The 21,628-nt window shown below is 61.8% G+C and carries 20 protein-coding genes; 5 read left to right on the forward strand and 15 right to left on the reverse strand.

What is annotated here, in order from left to right:
• Positions 1–53: 53 nt before the first annotated feature.
• From chvE to ACZ881_RS05550, 11 genes are all read right to left on the reverse strand, one after another.
• Positions 54–1,178: a multiple monosaccharide ABC transporter substrate-binding protein gene (gene chvE, locus ACZ881_RS05500; RefSeq protein ID WP_364307577.1), complete on the reverse strand. Its 1,125-nt coding sequence runs from the start codon at positions 1,176–1,178 to the stop codon at positions 54–56.
• 328 nt (positions 1,179–1,506) lie between these two features.
• On the reverse strand, positions 1,507–2,043 hold the full coding sequence (locus ACZ881_RS05505; RefSeq protein WP_476113107.1) for a gluconokinase: 537 nt from the start codon (positions 2,041–2,043) through the stop codon (positions 1,507–1,509).
• Positions 2,033–3,262 carry a D-mannonate dehydratase ManD gene (manD, locus tag ACZ881_RS05510; RefSeq protein ID WP_091465027.1) on the reverse strand — a complete coding sequence of 410 codons (1,230 nt, stop codon included), beginning with the start codon at positions 3,260–3,262 and terminating at the stop codon, positions 2,033–2,035. Before manD ends, ACZ881_RS05505 begins: the two co-directional genes overlap by 11 nt.
• Before the next feature lie 37 nt (positions 3,263–3,299).
• Positions 3,300–4,634, reverse strand: coding sequence for a mannitol dehydrogenase family protein (locus ACZ881_RS05515; RefSeq protein ID WP_476113109.1), 1,335 nt, complete (start codon positions 4,632–4,634; stop codon positions 3,300–3,302).
• Entirely contained in the window at positions 4,631–6,022 is a 1,392-nt protein-coding gene (gene uxaC / locus ACZ881_RS05520; RefSeq protein WP_476113111.1) for a glucuronate isomerase, read from the reverse strand. Before uxaC ends, ACZ881_RS05515 begins: the two co-directional genes overlap by 4 nt.
• A gap of 3 nt (positions 6,023–6,025) precedes the next feature.
• Positions 6,026–6,946 carry a sugar phosphate isomerase/epimerase family protein gene (locus ACZ881_RS05525; protein ID WP_476113113.1) on the reverse strand — a complete coding sequence of 307 codons (921 nt, stop codon included), beginning with the start codon at positions 6,944–6,946 and terminating at the stop codon, positions 6,026–6,028.
• Complete coding sequence (locus ACZ881_RS05530; protein ID WP_476113115.1) at positions 6,943–8,136, reverse strand: Gfo/Idh/MocA family protein; 1,194 nt, start codon at positions 8,134–8,136, stop codon at positions 6,943–6,945. The genes ACZ881_RS05525 and ACZ881_RS05530 overlap by 4 nt, the downstream gene beginning before the upstream one ends.
• Entirely contained in the window at positions 8,133–8,981 is an 849-nt protein-coding gene (locus tag ACZ881_RS05535; RefSeq protein ID WP_476113117.1) for a sugar phosphate isomerase/epimerase family protein, read from the reverse strand. The genes ACZ881_RS05530 and ACZ881_RS05535 overlap by 4 nt, the downstream gene beginning before the upstream one ends.
• Before the next feature lie 2 nt (positions 8,982–8,983).
• Positions 8,984–9,919, reverse strand: a complete 936-nt coding sequence (locus tag ACZ881_RS05540; RefSeq protein ID WP_476113119.1) for a carbohydrate ABC transporter permease — start codon at positions 9,917–9,919, stop codon at positions 8,984–8,986.
• Positions 9,916–10,989 (reverse strand): carbohydrate ABC transporter permease, encoded by a 1,074-nt coding sequence (locus tag ACZ881_RS05545; protein WP_476113121.1) that lies wholly within the window; start codon positions 10,987–10,989, stop codon positions 9,916–9,918. The genes ACZ881_RS05540 and ACZ881_RS05545 overlap by 4 nt, the downstream gene beginning before the upstream one ends.
• Positions 10,990–11,001: 12 nt before the next feature.
• A complete protein-coding gene (locus ACZ881_RS05550; RefSeq protein WP_476113123.1) occupies positions 11,002–12,360 on the reverse strand; it encodes an ABC transporter substrate-binding protein in 1,359 nt (452 codons plus the stop codon).
• Between the two features lie 134 nt (positions 12,361–12,494).
• On the opposite strand from ACZ881_RS05550, the gene ACZ881_RS05555 reads away from it, so the two are divergent.
• From ACZ881_RS05555 to ACZ881_RS05575, 5 genes are all read left to right on the forward strand, one after another.
• Positions 12,495–13,511 carry a LacI family DNA-binding transcriptional regulator gene (locus tag ACZ881_RS05555; protein ID WP_476113125.1) on the forward strand — a complete coding sequence of 339 codons (1,017 nt, stop codon included), beginning with the start codon at positions 12,495–12,497 and terminating at the stop codon, positions 13,509–13,511.
• A 65-nt stretch (positions 13,512–13,576) separates the two neighbouring features.
• Complete coding sequence (nadE, locus tag ACZ881_RS05560) at positions 13,577–14,398, forward strand: ammonia-dependent NAD(+) synthetase (protein WP_476113127.1); 822 nt, start codon at positions 13,577–13,579, stop codon at positions 14,396–14,398.
• A gap of 238 nt (positions 14,399–14,636) precedes the next feature.
• Entirely contained in the window at positions 14,637–15,275 is a 639-nt protein-coding gene (locus tag ACZ881_RS05565) for a PadR family transcriptional regulator (protein ID WP_476113129.1), read from the forward strand.
• A gap of 77 nt (positions 15,276–15,352) precedes the next feature.
• Entirely contained in the window at positions 15,353–16,111 is a 759-nt protein-coding gene (locus tag ACZ881_RS05570) for a MerR family transcriptional regulator (protein ID WP_476113131.1), read from the forward strand.
• 44 nt (positions 16,112–16,155) lie between these two features.
• On the forward strand, positions 16,156–16,746 hold the full coding sequence (locus ACZ881_RS05575; protein ID WP_091465010.1) for a TetR/AcrR family transcriptional regulator: 591 nt from the start codon (positions 16,156–16,158) through the stop codon (positions 16,744–16,746).
• A 32-nt stretch (positions 16,747–16,778) separates the two neighbouring features.
• Here the strand turns inward: ACZ881_RS05575 and ACZ881_RS05580 are convergent, their stop codons facing one another.
• The 4 genes from ACZ881_RS05580 to ACZ881_RS05595 all read right to left on the reverse strand — a co-directional run bounded on the left by ACZ881_RS05580 (position 16,779) and on the right by ACZ881_RS05595 (position 21,549).
• Entirely contained in the window at positions 16,779–18,569 is a 1,791-nt protein-coding gene (locus tag ACZ881_RS05580; RefSeq protein ID WP_476113872.1) for a sigma-70 family RNA polymerase sigma factor, read from the reverse strand.
• A 253-nt stretch (positions 18,570–18,822) separates the two neighbouring features.
• Positions 18,823–19,041 carry a hypothetical protein gene (locus ACZ881_RS05585; protein WP_476113134.1) on the reverse strand — a complete coding sequence of 73 codons (219 nt, stop codon included), beginning with the start codon at positions 19,039–19,041 and terminating at the stop codon, positions 18,823–18,825.
• Entirely contained in the window at positions 19,038–19,955 is a 918-nt protein-coding gene (locus ACZ881_RS05590; RefSeq protein ID WP_476113136.1) for a class C sortase, read from the reverse strand. The genes ACZ881_RS05585 and ACZ881_RS05590 overlap by 4 nt, the downstream gene beginning before the upstream one ends.
• 112 nt (positions 19,956–20,067) lie before the next feature.
• Positions 20,068–21,549 (reverse strand): SpaH/EbpB family LPXTG-anchored major pilin, encoded by a 1,482-nt coding sequence (locus tag ACZ881_RS05595; protein ID WP_476113137.1) that lies wholly within the window; start codon positions 21,547–21,549, stop codon positions 20,068–20,070.
• Positions 21,550–21,628 lie beyond the last annotated feature (79 nt).

Here is a 21,628-nt window from a genome sequence, read left to right on the forward strand (position 1 = left end):
GTCGCACTGCGCACTGCAACACAGGGGTTCGGGGCCACAGACCGGGGACGTGATTACTTGACGTCGGCTTCCGTGTAGTAGCCGGAGTCGATCAGTTCCTTCTTGTAGTTGTCCTTGGTGATGATGACGGACTTCAGGAGGAAGGCCGGAACAACCTTGACCTTGTTGTTGTAGGTCTTGGTGTCGTTGGTTTCCGGTTCGGTTCCCTTGAGGACAGCGTCAACCATCTTCACGGCCTGCGAGCCGAGCTGGCGGGTGTCCTTGAAGATCGTGGAGTACTGCTCGCCGGCGACGATGGACTTCACGGAGCCCTTCTCTGCATCCTGGCCGGTGACAACGGGCAGGTTGCCGGTGGAGTAACCGCCGGTGCTGCTCAGTGCCGAAATGATGCCGATGGACAGGCCGTCGTACGGGGACAGCACGCCATCCAGCTTTGTTCCGGAACTGTAGGCCGAGGTAAGGATGTCTTCCATGCGCTTCTGGGCTACGGGTGCCTGCCAGCGCAGGATGGCTGCCTGCTCGAACTTGGTCTGGCCGCTGGGAACCTTCAGGGTGCCTGCATCGAGGTACGGCTTGAGGGTGTCCATGGCGCCGGTCCAGAAGAAGTTGGCGTTGTTGTCGTCCGGGCTTCCCGCGAACAGTTCAACGTTGAACGGGCCCTTGCCCTCAACCTTGTTGCCGCTCGCGTCCACCAGGCCCAGGCCGGTCAGCAAGGAAGTGGCCTGCTGGACACCCACGGTGTAGTTGTCGAACGTGGTGTAGTAGTCGACGTTCGGCGTGCCGTTGATGAGGCGGTCGTAGGCGATGACCTTGACGTTCTGTTCCTTGGCCTTGGCCAGGACGTCTGTCAGCGTGGTGCCATCGATGGCTGCGATGATGAGCGCCTTGGCACCCTTCGTCAGCATGTTCTCAATCTGGGAAACCTGCGTGGGAATGTCATCGTTGGCGAACTGGAGGTCCGTCTTGTAGCCAAGGTCCTTCAGGGACTTCTCAACGTTGGCGCCATCTGCGATCCAACGCTCGGACGTCTGGGTCGGCATTGAAATGCCTACCAGTGAATCGCTGGGATTTGCACTGCTGGTGGACTCCGCAGTGCCTCCGCGACTACCGCAGCCTGTGGCTCCGACAGTCAAGGTCAGGACAACCGCTACGGCGCCCAGGAGTTTCTTCAATCTCACGATGCTCTCCTTCCGCGGCAGCATTGCCGCGAACTCTGATGCGGCCGGAGCATCTGCGCGTCCGGCGGTGAAGCGATTTGTGATCTGCGGCCAGCTAGGTGCCACATGCCACGAAAGGTGGTGCGAATGCCATTGTGAACGCTAACAATACCGTCGGTCAAGTGCCGTGGATCACGAAATGATTGCAGCCTCGAACCGCTGCCGAAGCTCTTGACTTGAAACGTTGTTAGCGTTCACAATTGGCGGGCTCATCCGTCGCAGACAGAAGGAAAGCCCGGCACTGCTGTGTGGGCAGTGCCGGGCTTCGCAGGCGAAGGCTTAGCGACGACTAGAGCAGGGCGCCGTTGAGGGCTGAATTCACGTCATCCACAATGTCCTCCACTGATGTGGCGATGTCCACCACGATGCCGGCTTCGTCGTCCTGCAACGGCTCCAGCGTGGTCAGCTGCGACTCCAGCAGCGAGGGGGGCATGAAGTGTCCGGGCCGGGCAGTCATGCGCGCGTTCAACAGCTCGCGGGTGCCGTGCAGGTGCACGAACACCACGGACGGATCGGCGCTCCGGATGATGTCCCGGTACGAGCGCTTCAGCGCGCTGCACGCGATGACAAGAGCAGAGTTCGACGTCGGGAAACGCCTGCCGATTTCGGCCAGCCACGGTGCGCGGTCGTCGTCGTTCAGCGGAGTACCCGAGGCCATCTTGTCGATGTTCGCCTGAGGGTGCAGCGAATCGCCGTCGAGAAATTCCGCGCCGAGACGCTCGGCGAGGGCGGCACCAATGGTGCTTTTGCCGCAGCCGGCCACGCCCATCACCACGATGTGATGGTGCGATTGCGATTTACCAGTCATGGCCGATTTACCAGTCATGGACAGTGCCGTCCACGAGGCGGTTGTACGGCAGGTAAGCCTGCTGGTAGGGGAAGGCGGCAGCGGCTTCTTCGTTGAATTCGACGCCGATGCCGGGCTCATCGCCGGGGTGCAGGTAGCCGTCCTTGAACGTCATGGACTGCTGGAAGACCTCGTTGGTCTTGTCCGAGTGCTGCATGTATTCCTGGATGCCGTAGTTGTGGATCGCCAGGCCGACGTGAAGCTGTGCAGCGAAGCCCACCGGGGAGATGTCCGTGGGGCCGTGGAAACCGGACTTGATCTGATACTGGGCCGCGAAGTCCATGACCTTCTTCAGCGGTGAGATGCCGCCGAAGTGGGTGGAGGCTGCACGGACGTAGTCGATCAGCTGTTCCTTGATAAGGGTCTGGAAGTCATACACGGTGTTGAAGATTTCACCGATGGCCAGCGGGGTGGTGGTGTGCTGGCGGACCAAACGCAGCCCTTCCTGGTTCTCGGCTGGAGTGCAGTCCTCCAGCCAGAAGAGGTCGTAAGGTTCCAGGGCCTTGCCGAGCTTGGCGGCCTGGATGGGCGTCATGCGGTGGTGGCCGTCATGCAGCAGCGGTATCTCCGGGCCGAACTCGTTGCGCACGGCCTCGAAAACGGTGGGCAGGTGGCGCAGGTAGGCGCGGGTGTCCCAGTCTTCTTCCAACGGGAAGTTGCCGCGGCCGGCAGGCTCGTAGTCATACCGTTCACCCGAGGCCTGGGCCTGCGCGGCGACACCATAGACGGCCTTGATACCGGGGACGGCAGTCTGGATACGGATGGACTTGTAGCCCAGTTCCAGGTGCTCGCGCACGGAGTCGAACAGCGACGGAATGTCAGCGCCCGACGCGTGCCCATAAGCCCGCAGCCCGTTACGGGAAGCCCCGCCCAGCAGCTGGTACACCGGCATCCCGGCAACCTTGCCCTTGATGTCCCACAACGCCATATCGACGGCGGCAATAGCCGCCATGGTGACGGGACCGCGCCGCCAGTAGGAGCTGCGGTAAAGGAACTGCCACGTGTCCTCGATCCGGTGCGGATCTTTGCCGATCAGCAACTGCGCCACGTGCTCCTTGAGGTACGCGGCGACGGCAAGTTCACGGCCGTTGAGGGTCGCGTCACCGATGCCCGTCACACCGTCCTCCGTGGTGATGCGCAAGGTGACGAAGTTGCGGGACGGGCTGGTCACAAAGACTTCAGCGGCAATGATTTTCACGAGGGGTCCTTCCAAAGCGTGTCTGGCAGCTAATGATCTAGGCGTGCGTAATCGTGGCGGCAAAGGAGTCCTGCTGCCGATGGATGTGGGACAAAACGGCCGTGTCCTTCGCCAGCTCAGGGCTGATGAGCGCCACCAGGGCAGCGGTGCGGTGTTCGCCGTCGAGGCTTCTTGCTTCCCTGATGTCGGCTGCCAAGGGGTCGTGGAACTGGTCGGTGGAGGACAAGTAAGCGATCCAGGCGGCGATCATCCGGGCTGCGCCATCTCCCGATCGGCCAACGGCGCGTTCGGCAGCCAGGACCGGCAAAGCCCGCATCCGCAGCTTGGTGGTCCCATCCATGGCGATCTGGGTCAGATGGTGGGCAATCCGTGTATTGCCGAAACGTTCCACCAAAGCCTTGCGGTACTCCGGGATCTCCAGTTCGTCGCCGGGCAGGTGCCGGGAGGCTTCGTCCCAGAACGCTTCGACAGCTCCACGGCAAACGTCATCGGACATCGCTTCGGCTACGGTCGTGCAGCCGCGGACCAAACCGGCGTAGGCCAGGATCGAATGCGAGCCATTGAGCAACCAGAGCTTCCGGTTCTCGTACGGTTCAATATCGTCCACGAACACAGCCCCGGCGTCCTCCCATCGAGGCCGGCCGGCCGGAAAATCACCGCTGAGGATCCAGTTGTGGAACGGCTCGGTGACAACTGCCGCCTCGTCCCGATAGCCGCACGAGGCAGCAACGAAGTTGACGTCGGCTTGGGTGGTCCGTGGCGTAATGCGGTCCACCGAGGTACTGACGAAGCTGACATTGGCGTCAATCCAAGCGGCCAAGCCGCCGTCCTTGGCACGTGCCAGCACGCCAACAGCCTGCCTGGCCACGTCACCGTTCTCCGCTAGATTGTCGCAACTCACGACGGCGATCGGGCCGCTATCGGCGTCCCGGCGTGCTGCAAGGGCGGTCACCAAACGTTCCAACGGCGTCGAACGTTCTGCGTTGCCGGCCGATTTCGCCGCATAGGCAGATTCGGTGATGGTCAGCGTGATGACAGCAGTCGCAGGCGCGGCAACAAGTTCGGCCAGCCGTCCAACGTCGGCGCCGTCAACGGCCTCCACAATGCTGCCAACTGTTTCAAAGGTGTCGCCGTTGCCCGAGCGTTCCACCACCGTGAACACACCGTCCTGTTCTGCGAGGACTTCAGCTGCATCGGGGCGGCGACCGGTAAAAGCAGCGATCCCCCACTCAGCGGCGTCACCCGCGTGCTGCGTGTACCACGCCTGATGGGAGCGGTGGAAGGCACCCAAGCCAAGGTGGACGATGCGGATGGGCGGCTTAGGCCGGGACTCGTCCCGGCTCAGTCTGGGAATGGCTTGGTCCCCGGTCATAGCTTAAAAACCCTTCGCGGCGATGAGTCCACGACGTCGACAATCAGCTCGTGCGCCCGGTCCTCGCTGATGCGGTGCTCAGCTACAAGGCGGGCGAGGAAGGAGGCTTCAATCCGGCGCGAAGCGTCGTGCCGTGCCGGAATGGAGCAGAAGGCGCGGGTGTCATCGATAAAGCCGGAGGACCGGGAGAAGCCCGCAGTTTCCGTGACCGCCGAACGGAAGCGAAGCATGGCGTCCGGTGCATCCAGGAACCACCACGGCGCACCGATGTAGACCGAGGGATAGAAACCCGCGAGCGGAGCAAGTTCCCGTGAGAAGACTGTCTCGTCGAGGGTGAAGAGGACAAGGTGGAAGTCCTTCGCGGTGCCGAAATCCTGCAGCAGAGGACGTATGGCCTCGGTGTAATTGGTAGCCGTTGGGATGTCGTGGCCGGTGTCTGCCCCGAACTTCTCGAAAGTAGGGCCGTGGTGGTTGCGGAAAGAACCCGGGTGGATGGTCATGACCAGGCCGTCCTCCACGGACATTCCGGCCATCTGGTACATCATGTGGGCTTCGAAGAGATCGCGATCCTCCGGGTTTGCTTGGCCGGAGCGGGCTCTTTCGAATAATGCCGCCGCTTCCGATTCCGCCAGCTTGATGGTTGCGGGGGTCCGGACACCATGGTCCGCTGAGACGGCGCCGTGGTCCACAAAGTACCGGCGGCGGTTTTTCAGGGCGGTGAGGTACCCCCGGTAGCCGCTGCCGCCGTCGGACGCCTCGGAGATGATCCGTTCCACGTTGGCGGCCCATTGCGGGTGCGCGGTGTTGATGTAAGCATCCGGGCGGAACGTCGGAAGCACCCGGCTGTGGAACGAAGGATCCTCCGCGAGCGCACGGTGACTCTCCAGATTGTCCAAGGGGTCATCCGTGGTGGCAAGGACTTCGATGTTGAAATCCTTGAACAGCTCGCGCGGACGGAAACCTGGTTCCGCGAGTTTGGCCGAGATGGAATCAAAACCGGCATCGGCTGTCTCAGCACTCAGTTCGCCTCGGAAACCGAAAACAGACTCGAACTGGGTCCGCAGCCAGTAACCGGACGCAGTGCCATCAAACAATGGCCATGCCGTACAGAAATGCCGCCAGATCTCGCGCGGTGTGGCGCTGCCTGGCTGAAGTTTGTCCAGTTCGATTCCCGAGGCATGGATGAGGCGGGTGACGTAGTGGTCGGGGGTCACCAGCAGGGCAGCAGGGTCAGGGAACGGCGTGTTCTGTTCAATGACCGTTGCGTCCACATGGCCGTGCGGCGAAATGATGGGCAGGTCCTGAACGCGCTGCAGGAGGTCGCGCGCGATGCCGCGGGTGCCGGGATCGGCAGGCAGCAGGCGGTCGGGATGGGTGGCGAGTGACATGGCTCAGCCTTTCGAGACGGAATCGGTGCTGGCGGCAACGGTAAGTCCGGCAAGGGATGCGGCGCGGCGCAGGAAGTCCAGGTTTCCTGCCGTGCGCTCGGCGAGGGGAACGTCCGTGGAGAAGTCCTCTACAGTCACCCAATCGTCGTAGCCCACGTCGGCGAGCGCCTTGAAGTAGGTCACCACGTTCCCAATTCCCTCCGAGAGGGGCGCCCATTCACTCGCCCAGACAGCACCGCCCGCGGGATCGAGCTGGTCCGTGAGGACCCACCGGGCGTTCTTTACGTGAATGTGGGCAAGGTACGGGCCCAGCAGTTGCAGCGCGGGCAGCGGTGACTCCCAGCCTTCGATCAACAGGTTGCCAAGGTCATGGATGACACCAACGTGCTGCGGATCGAGGTCCTCGAGGAGCCGCCTGGCGGACGACGCCGAAGCGGTCACTGTTCCGTGGTGAAGCTCCACCAATGCTTTGACGCCGTGGTGGGCTGCACGCTCCGCCACCCATTCGTAGTGTTTCCGCGTGGCGTCGAACAGCTCTGGATAGGACAGGCCAGTGGGTTCTTGGCCGCCCATGGTGGAGTTGCCCAGCGGAAGGACGTTGACGCGGACTTGCCTGGCACCCAACGCGGCGGTGGCTGCGAGGACGCGATCGACGTCGTCGTGGTTATCGCACCGGGCGTAGCCGCCCAGGCCTGAGTACTCCAGACCGGAGTCGGCAGTGATGCGCGCGATGTCCGGTAGTGATTCCTCAAGCCCGGTCAGGGGCCAAGTGGCCTTGTTCCCGGCCCAGAAGCCTGGTTGCGGGGCGTTGGCTTGGTCCGTGACCCGCCATTCAATGCCGTGCCATCCTTGAGCGGACAGTTCCTTGGCAGCTTCCTGAGGTGTCCATTCCGGCGTCGAGGCCGTGAAGACGGAGAACTTCATGCCGTGACCTCCTCAAGCCGGTTCTTGCCCGTTGCTACCCGCACATCGGCATATTTGCCGGCGGTGACATCGGCGATGAGCACTGGGTGGCCAAGGGTGGCCGAGACGTAGAGTGCGCGCACCGTGGCGAGGGCCGTGACAGCGTCCTGGATGGTGACGCCGGCGGGCCGTCCGTTCCGGATGGCGTCCACGACGTCGCGGTACTGGCGAATGTGCCCGGCCGGATAGAGCGTCGGATCCAGGTTCGTTTGGGTGGCCGGTTCAGCAAACCTGGCCAGTTCGGCCTCGGCCTGATTGCTGGCTCCCGGAAAGCCCATTGGGCCACTTTGGGTCTCTTCCTCCGAAGCGGCTGCGTGGAAGAACTGAAGGTTGTCATTGTCGATCACCGCAGAACCCTTGCTACCCATGACCTGCAGCCTCACGGTGAGTCCCGGATACGCAGCGGTGGTGGCGTGAAGCACTGCCAGCGCGCCTGACTCGAAGGTAACCGTGGCGACCGCGGTGTCTTCCACCTCAACATCCGTGTGCGCCAGGAGAGCGGTCTTGGCGCTGATTTCTACCGGCCGGCCAAGGAACCACAGCAAGAGATCCACGGTGTGGACGCCCTGATTCATCACGGCTCCCCCACCGTCCATGGCCCATGTTCCGCGCCACGCGCCGGAATCGTAGTAGCCCTGGCTGCGGTACCAGCTCACGGAGGCAATGGCCGACGTGAGGCGCCCAAAGCGCCCGGCGCGGCGGGCCTCGTCAACCACGATGCTCGCGGGATCGAAGCGATGCTGGCTGATGACGCTTGCTACCAGGCCCTTGGCTTCCGCGGCTTTGGCTGCTGCCAGGATTTCATCCGCGCGGTCCAGGTTCACGTCCAGCGGCTTTTCGATGACCACGTGTTTGCCGGCGTCGAGCACTTCCAAGGCTTGCTCAATGTGCAGTCCGCTGGGGGTGGCAATGATGACGAGGTCGACGTCGGCACCGGCGAGCGCTTCAGCCAGGCTTCGGAAGGTGGCCGGACGGGCGGCGCCCTGATCCTCGATGTGTTGAGCCAGCCCTTCGGCCGCTTCAGCTATTTCGTCCACCAGCGCCGTGACCTGAAGGTCGGCGATTTCAGCAACGGAGGCGGCATGTGTGCGTCCGATGGTGCCGCACCCGGCGATGGCTACGCTGAGGACTTTAGGGGTTTGAGTGCTCACTTGGTTTCAACTCCTGCTTCGTTCACGACTTTGGCAAAGGCACGGGCCGCCATTCCGAATGCGGTGGGGCCTGAGAATCCACCGAGTCCATGCGCACCGGCCAAATGGGGTTCGAGGCTTGCGAATCCTACGAAACCATCGGCTTTCAGCGCCTCTACAGTGCGCAGCAGATCTCCGTCGCCCTCACCAGCAGGAACAACGATGCCGTCTGCGAATCGTGCGTCCTTGACCTGCAGGTACTCAAGGTGGGGACGGAGCTTTGCGTAGCCTTCGTCGAACGGCTTGACGCCTACCTGGACAAAGTTGGCCGGATCCCAGGCAACTTTCAAAGCCGGGGACGCAACAGATTCGATGATGTCCAGGACGCGATCCGGCATGTCTCCGAAGATGTCTTTTTCGTTTTCGTGGAGGAGGACCACTCCGGTCTCCTCGGCCAATGCTGCGAGGGCCCGCATCCGCTCGATGACGTCGTCGCGGATGCTGTCGACCCCTACTCCTTCGCCGTAGTAAAAGGAGAAGATCCGGATGTAGCGGGCACCCAGGACCTGCGCTGCGTTGGCGGCCCGGCGAAGGCGCTCCACCTCGTGTTCCACGGGGAGCTTTACGTCTACCTTGCCGATGGGCGAAGCGATGGCCGAGACTCCCATACCTGCTGCGTCCAGAAGATTCTTCAGCTCTGCCAACTGCTCCGGGGTGAGGTCCACGATGTTGGTTCCCCATGCGCTGCGGACCTCGATGTGGTTCGCACCCAAAGCCTGGAGTACCGCGATCTGCAGCACGGGGTCGTCGTCGATTTCGTCTCCGAAGCCCGAGAGCGTCCACTCAACTGTTGCTGAACCGGTCATTGCTATTTGACTCCTCCGGCGGTGAGACCGCCCACTAGGTAACGTTGGAAAATCAGGTAGAGAATCACTACTGGTGCCGCGCAGACGAGCGAGGCCGCCATCATCTGTCCGTACAGCGGGATAGCGCCGCCTTCTTGCGAAGCCCCGAAAATCTGCAGCGCTACGGCTGCTGTTTGGCTGTCAGGCCGGGTCATCACCGAGGCGAAGAGGACATCGTTCCAGCCGAGCAGGAACGCGAAGATTCCCGAAACCACAATGCCCGGCCAGCTGAGCGGCAGGATGATGCGTACAAGTACGCCGAGGTTGCTGGCGCCGTCGATCCGTGCAGCCTCCTCCAGTTCGCGGGGCAAGCCACGCAGATACGTCACCATCACCCACGTAGAGAAGGGCATCGCGAACGTCAGGTACGTGATGAAGAGGCCCCACTGGGTTCCGATGACCTGGACTCCCAAGTAACTCGCCGCCGAGGAGAAGAGAACAAACACGGGCAGGACCATCAGCGTGCCCGGCACCGACTGAAGCGCAAGGAGGCTCCTCAGAATAGTTAGCCGTCCACGGAACTGGTATCTGACCAGCACGTACGCGATGGAGACAGACATAGCTGCTGACACCAGGGCCGTGGCCCCGGCTACGAGCACGCTATTGGCCAAGCCCTTAGCCAGGCCAACGCTGGACCAGATCTTGGTGTAGTTCTCCAGGGAGAACGTGGACGGCCAGAATTCACCGTTGGCTACGCCGATGTCTGAATTCACCGATGCCAGGAAGATGTACGCGACCGGGATCAACACAATGGCACTGAGCACCGTGAGGATGATCGCCAGCATGGGACCGGGCAGAAGCCGGGTCACTTCATGCTGGCGCTTGGAGCCGGGCCTGAAGGTGGTCCCTGCCGAACCCCGGCTGACCGTGCCGCGGACGGAGGTTGTTGATGCGCTCACTTCTTGCCTCCAGGCGTCTCGGCGTCGTCCAACTTGACGGCGCGCAGGTAGATGAAAAGCGGAATGGCGATCAGCACCAAGGACACGAAAGCCATGGCGGCGCTGAGGCCGAAGCGGAAGCTCTGGAAGCTGGTGACGTAGGTGAGGATCGGAAGCACTTCGACGTCGGCCGGGGCCGGCACTCCAAACAGCACGAACGGGAGCGTGAAGTTGTTGATGTGATGCAGCATGCCGATCAGGAAGGCCAGCGCGAGCGGACCCTTAAGATACGGGAAGATGACATAGCGCAACTTGTTCCACCACAGTGCGCCGTCCAAGGCCGAAGCCTCATGGACCTCGTGATCCACGGACTGCAAGCCGGACAATGCCAGCAGGTAGATGAAGGGCCAGGAAGCCCAAATCTGGACCAGGATGAGCGTCCAATATGTTTGCGGACCGTTGAGCCACAGCCCGCCATCCATGCCGAAGGTGCCCAACGCTGAATCAACTACGCCGTCAGGCTGGAACATGGTCCGCCATACCGTCGCCACAACGAACGACGGCAATACGTAGGGGATCAGGAAGATCGAGCGGATCAACGCCCGGCCCTTGAAGGCGTTCTGCGTGGCCACGGCTGCTGCGATACCCAGCGGCAATGTGACCACCATGGCGATCAGTGAGTAGCTGACGCTCAACCACACTGAATGGAGCAGCGGCGAGTCGGTCAACGCCTCCACAAAGTTGTCGACCCCGATGAACGGTGCGCTGACCCACTTGCGGAGCGTGTATTGGTCCAGGTTGAGGGCTGACATGTAGATGCCCAGGAACAGCGGAATCACAATAATGACGAACATCAGGAGTCCGCCGGGGATCAGCATCCACAAGGGACGGTTGCGCTCGCTCAATCCCTTGCGGCGGACAGGTTTCTTACCGCGGCCAGCGGGGTGGCTCCCGGGTTGGGTGGTGCCTGTGCCTGCGGACGGTGGGGCCTCGCCGTCGGACGCTTGGCCTGCAGTGCTGGACCGGGCCAGCTGCCCTTCGGCAGCCAGCTCCGTCGCAGCCTTCATTTCCCTGAAGGAATCAGTGGACATGGGAAATCCTGCCTAGGACTTCGCGGCCCGGTCGAGGGATGCCTGGCCCTTGGACTGCGCATCCTTGAGCCGCGAATCCAGGGCCCCGTTATCCACGGAACCATTGGCCAAGTCCGGAATTGACTGGACGGTGACGTTCAGGAGGCCCAGCTGGATGTCGCCCCAAGCACCGGTGAAAGGTGTTGCCTTGGACTTGCCAGCGGCGTCCGCAATTGGCTGGAGTTTCGGATCCGTCAGTGCCGCGAGTGCCTCCGCATTCGCTGGAAGCTCGCCGAAGATCTTCTGGTAGTTCAGCTGCTCGTCCTTGGATGTGATCAGCTCGATGTAGGCAAAGGCCAGGTCCTTTTGCTGCGAGTAGTCTGCCACCACTACGTTGTCGCCGGAGAGGATGCTGGCAGCTTTGTCACCGTCGCCCTTGGGTGCTGTTTCACCGGGCGCAGTGGTCGGCATAACCGAGTAAGCGTACTTACCGGCGATTGCTGATTTGTCCAAGGTGGGGACGGAGCTGGAAGTCGTCATCATCAGATAACCGGCCTTGCCTGAGGCAAACGCGGCGACGGCGTTGCTGTTGCTCCAGCCGATGGCGGCGGGATCCACTACCTTGTCCTTGGTGAGCCAGCCGAAGTAGGTCTCGTAGGCTTTTTTGACCGTGGGATCGTCCATCTTGAGGTTGTTTCCATCCACTAGCGGGTTCCCCGCCTGTACGGACATGGCCCAAATGAACTTCCACGGGTCGAAGTTGTCCTTGTACCCGGTGGCCAGGCCATAAGTACCGGCGCCTGCGTTGGTCATTTTCTTGGCTTGCTCAGCGAGCTCGTCCCACGTTGTTGCGGGCTTTTCGATGCCGGCGGCGGCGAGGAGGTCCTTGTTGTACGCCATGACGAACGGGCGGCTGACGAAGGGAATACCGGCCATGTGATCGGCGTCCGGGCCGGAAATACCCAAGGCGGCCTGATTGAAGCGGTCCTTTCCGCCGACCTTCTTCCAATCGTCCTCGGAGAGCGTCACGAATGCTTTGGTGGCATAGGCGGTGGGCGTGAAGGTGGTGCCAAGGCTGTAGACGTCAGGGCCTTGGCCGGAAACCACTGATGTCTGGATCCGGGTCAGTTCGTCGTTGGCTGAGGCGAAGGTTTCAAATTCGACATCGGCGCCCGTCTTCGCCTTGAACTTAGCGGCAATGTCCTTGAACCATTCTTTCTGCTGCTCGGGGTACTGATTGTTCACCCCGGTCAGGACACTCAACTTCTTCCCGGCGCCGTCCACGGCACCTCCGGTGCTGCCTGAACTGCTGTCGCTTCCCCCGCAGGCGGTCAAAGCCAAGGCAGCCGTTGCCAGAACGGCGGCCAGCGTCGCTGATGGTGCAAACCTCATTGTTTCCTCCTTGATTACCAAGCCCGCAGGTGGTGGTGGTATGCGTCACAGGGGCTTCGTTGTCGAGTCTAGGGAGCTGGCAATCATGGCGGCAAGCGTTTGCCAAAAGTTGCCAAGAGTGTTGCAATCTTCCTATGGGAGAGACAAACGCGAGGGCAACTGCCCCTACCATCCGGGACGTCGCCGAACGGGCCGGAGTGGCGACATCAACGGTCTCGAGGGCGTTGTCCAACCCGGACCGGGTGAACCGCGTGACCCGCGAACGGATCGAGAAGGTCGCGGCCGAGCTCAACTATGTCCCCAGTTCACAGGCACGAGGCTTAAGCTCCGGCCGCACCAACGCCATCGCACTGCTGGTCCCCGACGTGACCAACCCGTTCTACTTCGACATCATCCGGGGCACCCAGAACCAGCTCAAAGCGGCCGGATACACACAGCTCCTCGTGGACACCGAAGAATCCGCCGAAATGGAAGCAGATACACTCCGCAAGATGCAGCGGACTGCAGACGGATTCATCCTGGCCGCGTCCCGCCTCACTGACGCCCAAATACTCGAGGCAGCATCGTCACAAGCCATCGTGACCATCAACAGATCCTCTTCCAACGCGCCCACGGTGGTGATTGACACCCCCGGCGCAGTGGTCCAAGCCTTGGAACACCTCACATCTCTCGGCCACACCAAGATTTGCTACGTCGGAGGGCCGGCGTCGTCGTGGTCCAATGCAAAACGATGGAAGACTTTTGAGGAGGAAAGTCGGGAACGTGGGATAACCACGTCCCGGGTGGGCCCCTTCACCCCTAAGACAACATCCGGCGCTGCAGCAGCTGACGCGGCTGTGCGGACTGGAGCTACGGCTTGCATTGTCTTCAACGACCTTCTGGCCATCGGGATGCTCCAGCGATTCCGCGAGCGCGGCATCGGCGTTCCTGAAGACATGAGCATCGTGGGCTGCGACGACATCTTCGGGGCAGACTTCTGCAATCCGCCCCTGACCACAATGGCCTCGCCGATTGAGCAAGCAGGACGTGTGGCCGTCTCCATGCTGCTTGCGCAACTGGATCCGCTACACGCTGGATCCAGCCGACGCTTGGCCGTCATGCCCACGCACCTCACGGTCCGCGGCTCCACGGGACCGGCCCGCTCAAACTAGCCGTTCCCCGGAATCACGGCGCAATATGGTTGAGCGTCCATAACCATGCTGACTAGTGTTGGACCATGCGCGAACTCCAGGCCAAGATCATTGAAGAAATGGGCGTCCAGCCCCGGATCGATCCTGCGGAGGAGATCCGCAAGCGGGTCGCCTTCCTGAAGGACTACGTCAAGGCGACGGGGACTAAAGGCTTCGTCCTGGGCATCTCCGGAGGGCTCGATTCCACCCTGGCGGGGCGACTGGCCCAGCTGGCGGTTGAGGAGCTTGAAGCGGACGGCGTTGAGGCGAACTTCGTGGCCGTCCGACTCCCCTACGGCATCCAGCACGACGAAGACGACGCCCAGGCCGCCTTGGACTTCATCAAAGCCAAAACCGAGTGGACCTTCAACATCTCCCGGGCCGTGGACGGTTTCGAGGAAGAGTTCGAGAAGACCACCGGCGCGGAAATTTCCGACTTCCACAAGGGCAACACCAAGGCCCGCGCACGCATGATCGCGCAATACGCCCTGGCAGGCGAACACAATTATCTGGTGGTCGGCACCGATCATGGCGCCGAGTCCGTCACCGGCTTCTTCACGAAGTTCGGCGACGGCGGCGCGGACATCCTTCCACTGTTCGGCCTCAACAAGCGCCAGAACCGCGCAATCCTGGCGGAACTTGGAGCCCCCGCCCGCCTCTGGCAGAAGGTGCCCACGGCCGATCTCCTGGACGACAAGCCGGGCCGCACCGATGAGGACGAGCTGGGCATCACGTACGACCAGATCGACGACTACCTCGAAGGCCGCGACGTTGCCGACGGCGCTGCGGAGCTCATCGAGCAGAAGTACCTCCGCACACGCCACAAGCGCACCGTTCCGGTCACCATATTCGACACCTGGTGGAAATAACTACGTCCCTTAGACCAACCACGACCGATCAACCACGACGGCGGGTGCCGGCTTCCCCAAGGAAGTCCGCACCCGCCGTCGCGCTTTAACCGGCCCTCTCTCACATCCCGCGGGCTTCCCGCCGTCGCTCTCTCACGTCCCGATTCAAGGGTCTTGACGACGCGATACTCACCGATATATCGTCAAGTATCGCCGATACTTCTTCGGTGAACCACACAATCGAAAGGACGATGCTGCTATGAAAGGCATCAACGAACACGACAACACTTTCCCCGAGCACGGTCACGGACACCCCGAACACGGACACGGCCGAGGCCGGTTCAACCAAGGCAAGGGCCGGCGCGGCCCGGGCGGACACGGCGGAGGCGGATTTGGCCCGGGCTTCGGCCCTGGCGGCTTTGGCCCGGGTTTCGGGCCGCGGGGCTTCGGTCCCGGCGGATCACGCCGAGCCAACCGCGGCGACGTCCGCGCAGCGATTCTCTCGCTTCTGGCTGAGGCTCCGTCCAACGGTTACGGCTTGATCAAAACGATCGCGGAGAAGACGTCAGGGGCATGGCGTCCCAGCCCGGGCTCCGTCTACCCGACGCTGCAGCAACTGGTGGACGAAGAACTGATCGTCGCCGTCGGCGAGGGTCGGCGTACCGAGTTCACGCTCACTGACGACGGCAAGGCCTACGTCGCCGAGCATGAAGAAGAACTCGCCAATGCCTGGAACACCGAGGCTGATGGAACTGGCGCAGCATTCCACCAAAGCGTCGGCAAGCTCATGGGTGTCATCCACCAATTCCGCGGAGCCGCTACAGACGAACAGCGTCAAGCGGCAATCGAAAAGCTGGACGAAACCCGCCGGGCTCTCTACCTGATTTTGGCTGACTAAGTGCTGGCCAGCATCCCCTTGACCTTGACGTAACGTCAACCTCTACTGTCGAAGGACAAGCACAGGACGGAGGACGTATGGACTGGTCAATTCAGGAAATTGCCAAGATTGCAGGGACCACCAGCCGCACGCTGCGTCACTACGACGACATTGGGCTGCTCAAACCAAGCCGGACCGGCCATAACGGCTATCGCTACTATGACGGTCCGGCCCTGGTTCAGCTCCAGCGAATCATCCTGCTCCGGGAACTCGGACTTGGACTACCGGCCATTGCCGAGGTTCTTGACCGCGAGACGGATACCGTCAAAGCCCTGGCAAGCCATCTGGAATGGCTTGCCCAGGAGCAGGACAGGCTGACCCGGCAGATCGCCTCTGTTCGGCAGACCATTGACACGATGAAAGGGGATGGACAGTACATGGCACAGAACATGTTTGATGGCTTCGACCACACTCAGTACAAGGATGAGGTGGAGGAACGCTGGGGCAAAGACGCTTACGCCGCCAGTGATTCCTGGTGGCGCGGAATGAGCGCCGAGGAAAAGCAGCAATGGAAAAACCACGTGCAAAAGTTGGGCGCAGACTGGATCTCTGCCGCAGAATCCGGGGTTTCACCGGACAGCGAGATGGCGCAAGACCTGGCGCGGCGCCACGTAGAGTGGCTTCGCGGCATCCCGGGAACTCCCTCCGCCGCTCCCGGCGGAGACGTCAAGGGCTACGTCACGGGCCTCGGGGAAATGTATGTAGCTGACCCTCGATTTGCCGCCAACTATGGCGGAGAAAGAGGCGCAACGTTCGTCAGGGATGCCCTTAGGGTTTACGCGGAAAAGAACCTGTAGACCGTCAGGATGCGCTGATCCGGGTTAGGCAATAGTCTGGCCGAATGGGTACAAGCACCGTAAAGTCCGGCGAACAGGTTGATAGGCAGAAACGCATTCTCGACGCAGCTCTGGAACTGCTGTCCCGCCACGGCATTTCGGGTATCAACATGCGCGCCGTGTCGCGTGAAGCCGGCGTCGCCCTTGGGCTTGTGAACTACTACTACGAAGACAAGTCGAGTCTGATCCGCGCGGTTCTTCACCAGATTGAAGCGCACGACCTCCTGCTGGTGGAGCCCAAGGCTACGTCAACCCCTGACGAGCAACTCCGGGAGTCGCTTCGGCGCGTTGCGGACCCCGGGCTTCTGACCACACCGTATCTGTCCCTCCGCCTTCACTTGTGGGCCCTCGCCCAGGCGGATGAGGAATTTGCACGAATCAATGCCGCGGCCTTTGAGAGATACCTCCAAGGGCTCGCGGCCTTGATCGGCAATGCAATTCCGGGCCTTTCCCCGGATGAATGCAGGGAACGGGCGGCCGACATCGTAGTCGTACAGAACGGCATGTGGCTCACCACGCTATTGGGCATCGACCAGGCGGCCATCGAGCGCGGAATTGCCCGCACGGAGCAGATCGCCTTCGCCCCTTCGGCGTAGCTACCGGGTCCAGCGAGACCTTTGCCAGGTGCTCAGAAGCTACTGGAGAAGGTGGTTGTGGGCAATCCCGTTCCCATGAATTGGTAGTCGAGGGTGGTCTGGGAGGCCGGGTCTTTTCGGGTGATGCCTTGGATGAATTGCAGGTTTCCGGGGTCCACGGCTGTGCTCGTGCAGCGGACTTCTTTTGTGGCGTCGTTATGTGCTGTGCAGGACCATCCCGCAGGTTGGATGAGTGTTCCCGGGATCAGGCTTGCCCCGTCGGATACGGAAAAGATCACTTCAGCGGCTTCGGTGGCAGTTTGACCGGCAATGGTGAAGGTGATTGTCGCCTGGACATCGGCCGCGCCTGAGCCCGCCCCCGTGGTAACGGTGGCGGTGACCTCTGGTGCTATGGGCCGGGTCGGGCTCGGCGTCGGAGTGGGGCTCGGTGTCGGGGTCGGGCTCGGCGTCGGAGTGGGGGCTGGCGTCGGAGTGGGGGCTGGCGTCGGGGTGGGGCTCTGCGACGTGGTCGGCGTCGGGGTCGTTGGGTCCTTTGTGGTGCCCGCCCCGGGTAGAGACGGCAGGACTTCGAAGGGCTTGGGCACTTCGAAGGGCTTGGGCGGAGCGGTCGCGGGCGGGGCAGGCCAAGCGACCGGACGGCGCGGCGGCGCGGGGAAGCTGGCGGGGCTGCGTTGCACGCCGTTCAGGGCGGGCAGTTCTTCAGGATTTGCGGGAGGGTCTTCCGGCCCGGGGCCCGAAATCCTCGAGGGTTGATTCGTCGGTGCGGCCGGGGCCGGATGGGTGCCGGTGAGTGGGGACTTTGTGTTCTGATTCTCGTGGCTGGAAGTGGATGCCGGCACCTCACCGGCCTGCGGTGTGCCGGGGTTGTTGGTTCCGGTTCCTGCCAAAGCTATGGTGGCGCCCACAATAATGACCGCCCCTGTCAACCCCGCTGCCCCGACTTTCATCATGGCAGCGATGGACTTCGGAGCAGCCTCGCCGCCGGCACCGGCCCCGGTACCCGCGAGTCCAGCAGTACCCGCGAGTCCAGCCGCGCCGGTGAGTCCAGCGGCACCCGTGATCCCAGGAGCGGCCGAGGTCAGGGTCACTCCCGCGATCAAGGGGAAGATGATGGCCCTCATGGCGGACTGCACGTCATTGAGATCCAGGAGCAGGGCAGTGCATCTCGAACAGGATTCCAGATGGCTCTGGACTTTCTGGTGCGCCCGCCGACTCAGACCATTCCGCGAGTAGGCCCCCAACTGGTCCGGATACCCTTCACATTCCTTGGAAGTCGAGTCTTTGATATGGCCCTGCAAATAGGCTTGCCGCAGGCCTTCACGGGCCCGGATGGCCAGCGACGAGACCCCGTTCGGGGTGATCCCTAAGACTTCCGATGCCGCGGCGGGTTTCATTCCCTCTATGTCCACGTACCACAGGACTTCCTGCCAACGCTCAGGCAGGGATTTGAACGCGGCCGCCACCGTGCTGGACTCAAACCCGACCACGGCCGGGTCCTCAGGATCCTCAACCCGGTCCAGCACAAAACTGTCCGAAACCGGCAGGCTACGGGCCGCCATCCGGTTCTGAGCCTGCGCGATCCGCCGCACCGCTGTCAGCAAATACGCCCTAAAGAAAGTATCAGGACCCTTGCCACGCATCAGGGCCTGATGAATCGAAACAAACGCCTCCGAAACAATGTCCTCAATATCGGCCCTGTTATCCACCTGCCCCGCCGCGACATACCGCGCCATATCCCGATGCCGGTCAAAAAGACTCGCAAAAGCCCCCTGATCCCCCGACCGAACCCTCAAGACAAGATCAGCATCACTCACAGTCTCCATCGCCGTTGCCACAGACGTTCCTATCTTCGGGTTACAAGTCGTTCGGCCCACATCAGCTGTGGTGGACGGTGTTCAAAAGTGCATCTTCCGCCACGTGCTTGAACCAGGCCGTCGCAGCGGCAGCAACCTGTTCACGCGACAAATCGATGCAATGCTGCACTTCTTAAGTGTGGCCAGGGGGCAGTTCGTGTCGCGGAAACGGAAAAAATCTTCGGGAAGGCCGGCTCACCTTCCCGGCAACGCCCGCAAACAGCTAAGGGTCGTTGGGGAAGAGCAGGATTTCCAGTTCGTTCATGTCCACGAGCCGGCGCTCATTGAGTTGGTCCTCGCGAATCCAAAACAGTCCCGCCTTCGGCATGGTCTGCGTGACGGTACCGCGATGTATAAGGACTCCCTGCGACCAAGCTTCAATGGTGTCCCCTTGCGCCAAATCCACGCATCGGACGATGAGAATCTGTTGGTTGGCCGTCACGGTGTGGTCCTTTCCCGGCGTTGGACTTGAGCTGAATCGCGAGGGCGGGTGACCAGGATGGCAACCGTTGCCGCACCCATGAGACCAAGGACCCACCAAGGGAAACCTGGGTCTGATGCTTGACTTGGCATTGTTTGCGGGCTTTCGGCACTGGGCGCTTCTGTGCGTTCGCCGCGGACGAGCAAGCGATGACTGTTGACGCCGGTGGGTGTACAGGTAATGAGAGTTATATAGTCCTTACCGGGAACCTTTCGGAGGGCGTCCGTTTGGTCCGGCAAGACTGTTTGGATGGAGTCCACTTTGTAGTAAATGGTCTGGTCCAGGACGCTGATGCTGAAGGTTTCACCTTTGGCGACTTTGTGGAGGTTCTCAAAAAGGGTTGCACTGACGAAGCCGGAGTGCGCGCTGAGGACACTATGGGTCCCCTCTCCCCCAACTGGCAGAGCCGAACCGAACAGGTGGCCGGCGCCCTTGGACAGCGAGTCTTCGTCGGTGCCATGAAAGATCGGCAGGTCGGAATGGATGGAGGGGATGCTGATCCGGCCCATCATTCCACCGGGCCCCACATCCAGCAGATTCTGGTAGGCGTCTGATCCTGCCCCGATGGTGGTCTGCTTGCCCTCGTCATTGAGGGAGTAGGGGTCTCTGAGAGGACCGGAAGGAAGATCTTGGTTGAACTTCTTTGCCGCGTCAAGGATGGACTTTTTGGCAGAGGGGTTCAGGTTCCCCACAGTGTCAACATAGCCACTGATTTCGGTGGCGTGGACCCGGTCGGAAAACCAGGCAGCTGCAGTTGGGTAGAGCAAAATTCCCACACCCAGGATGGCGATCAGGACTATGAGGATTCGTTGTTTGCTCCACGATCCGATGACTCGGCCGAGGTTGCGTCGGGAGGGGGTTTGGGTATGAGTCATCTGGGTCCTGTGGCGGAGGGGTGTAGTCCTGAAACTTCAAAGTGGGGAAGATCGCCAAAACGATCTTCCCCACTTTGGCTAGATGGGAGTCACGGTTGCGGCTCCCAAGGTGTTAGCTGTTCGTGGTCTTGCGGTTCCGTACGAACAGGAGTCCTGCGCCGACGACCAGGAGTGCTCCGGCTGCGTAGAGCAGGCCGGTTCCGACGCCACCGGTGAGGGGCAGTTCGAAGCCGCCGTTGGACGGGATGTTCTTGACGCTCAGGTCAACACCGACTGTGGTGCTGGCGGAGTTGATCAGGAAGGAAATCGGCTCGGCGAGCAGTTCGTATCCGGCCGGGGCGGTGGTCTCGACCAGGTAGTAGGTGCGGTAGTCAGCCGAGCCCGGTGCAACAGCTGCGCCATCTGCCCAGTCCGAGTAGCGCAGACCGGAGATGGTCAGGGTGCCGTCGGCGGCGACGGTGAAGACGCTTTGGCCGTTCAGTGCGACCGGGTTGGTGCCGGCCAGGGCGTCAGCTTCGTTGGTGTAGACCGAGAAGGAAGCGCCGGCAAGGGCTGTGCCGTTCTCGTTGACCTTCTGCAGGGTCATTTCGCCCCACTTGGTCACGACCGGAGGCGTCACGATCGGGCCGCCGGGCTGGCCCGGGGTGATGGTGAAGCTGGAAAGGTTGGGGTAAACGAGTGCTTCGTTTTCGATTTCACCGATGGTGTTGACCGTGGTGTTCACTACGACCTGAACGCGGGTGTCGTTGTTCGCTGCGAGTACTGCCAGGCCTGCGGGGGTGAAGACGATGGAGACCGTGTTCGTTGCGGCGTCGAAGACGACGTTGTAGTGGGTGCCTTCGGTGATGACGGTGCCATCGACCAGGGTGGCGGTGGCGCCGACGTAGCTCAACTTGGGATCGAGGGCGTCCACGATCTTGTAACCATCGATGACGGCTTCGTTGGGGATGTCACCGGTGATGGTGAAGTCGATCTGGTCGCCCAGCTTCACGTCGGGGGCATCCGTGACGGTCTTTTCTGCACCGGCAATGGAGTTCTTCGGGTAGACGTGAACGTCGTAGATCCAGTTGTCCTGGTTGTCCGGGTCGGTCAAGGGAACCGATACCAGGAACGGAGCTGCAGGAGTAACACCGGCGGGGTAGTTGGTCTCGGTGACCAGGTACAGGCCGACGGGGAGGTTGGCGAACGCTGCGGTGCCGTCAGCGGCGGTGGTCTGAGCCTGCCCCGCACCCAAGGTGTACCCGGCGCCGGTGATGGAACCTTCAGGATCGGCGGGGGCGAAGACGCTGCTCAGGTTATGCGCTGCGTCCCAACCGGCGTTGGTCGACAGGTCAATGGTATTGACCTGCTGAATCGTGAACTCGATGCCACCCAACGGCGTCAACCCGGAGGTGTCTACTGCAGTGCCGTTGTTAGGAAGGCCTGTGGGAGTGGCGGGGCGTTCGAACTTGTGGACTGTGATGGAACCGGTCTGGTCGCCATCAACCAAGGGCGCTGCCGAGGCCGGCGCGACGGAGAAGGACATGGCCAGCACCGCCCCGGCTATAGTTGCGGCGGCGGTTTTCCACAGCCGCAAGGAGCTTGGATTACTCACTTTGTATCTTCTTTCTATTGATGGTTCGGATGCTCGGGAGTGAACATTCTGCGTTCCGGGCTTGCCGCGCCAGCGGCAA

This window comes from Paenarthrobacter sp. TE3676, assembly GCF_056279165.1.